The following is a 332-nucleotide window of genomic DNA, read 5'->3' on the forward strand; positions in this document are numbered from 1 at the left end:
CCGCAACGGGCCGTGACGCGGTTGTTCAGCCCGCGTGGCGGCCATGCCAGGCGTTCATCGCCAGCTCGAAGGAACGCAGGCGCGCACGATGGTCATACAGGTTGGCAGTAAGCATCAGGAGACGCAGTACACATGGCAGCACGACGCGGCAAAACCCAGGCACGACGCAACAGCAGCAGCCAGGGCACCCCCGGATGGGTGTGGCTGGTGGCCGGTGTGGCGATCCGTTCCGGCGTCACCCTGAACGCACCGGAAGTGCTGGTGGCAGCGGCCTCCGGTGGCAGCGGCGTGCTGGTCGAGGCCGGTGCGACCCTCGATACACTGCCGTTCGC

At 67.8% G+C, this 332-nt stretch carries 1 pseudogene; it reads left to right on the plus strand.

Features of this window, described 5'->3' with window-relative positions:
- Positions 1 to 132: 132 nt before the first annotated feature.
- Positions 133 to 332 (plus strand): annotated as a pseudogene (locus ABGA94_RS12185) (hypothetical protein); the annotation flags it as partial.

Source organism: Stenotrophomonas sp. 3diitr2024, from assembly GCF_042136455.1.
GTDB lineage: Bacteria > Pseudomonadota > Gammaproteobacteria > Xanthomonadales > Xanthomonadaceae > Stenotrophomonas > Stenotrophomonas sepilia.